The sequence below is a fragment of the Nocardioides sp. CPCC 206348 genome (genome assembly GCF_048654705.1).
Classification (GTDB): Bacteria; Actinomycetota; Actinomycetes; order Propionibacteriales; family Nocardioidaceae; genus Nocardioides.
In genome coordinates this window covers 1,565-2,079 of the sequence record NZ_JBMCZA010000189.1, presented here as the reverse complement: position 1 = coordinate 2,079, position 515 = coordinate 1,565, and the positions used below count along the sequence as shown (strand labels likewise).

The 515-nt window shown below is 67.8% G+C and carries 1 protein-coding gene; it reads right to left on the bottom strand.

Annotated elements, in window-relative coordinates; translation table 11 throughout:
* Positions 1-407, bottom strand: a 407-nt coding sequence (locus ACOADB_RS15570; RefSeq protein WP_378600347.1) for a DegT/DnrJ/EryC1/StrS family aminotransferase, incomplete at its 3' end; no start/stop codon positions are given.
* Positions 408-515 lie beyond the last annotated feature (108 nt).

Genomic DNA, 515 nt, shown 5'->3' with positions numbered 1-515 from the left:
CCGTAGAGGTGGACCGGCATGATCGCGACGGTCCTCGGCCCCACGAGCGCCTCGACGGCCGCCGGGTCGATGTTGAAGGTGTCGGCCTGGATGTCAGCGAAGACCGGCGTCGCACCGACGAGGCGGATCGCGTTGGCCGTGGCGGCGAACGTGAAGGACGGGCAGATCACCTCGTCGCCCGGGCCGAAGCCGAGGGCGAGCAGCGTGAGGTGCAGTGCCGACGTACCGCTGTTGACGGCGACGCAGTGGCGCCCGTCGACGACGGCAGAGAACTCCTCCTCGAACGCCTTCACCTGCGGGCCCTGGACCACCATGCCGGAGCGCATGACGTCGACAACGGCCTGGATGTCGGACTCGTCGATCACCGGCCGGGCGGCCGGGATGTTCTGAATCGCGGAGTCGGTCATTCTTGTCCTCTCGTCGTACTGCTTGCAGGCTCGCGCCAACGCACCCGACCTAATCATGCCGGGCGCGTGTCAGGGAAACGACGCGGCGCTGTTCACTTCCCGAACAGG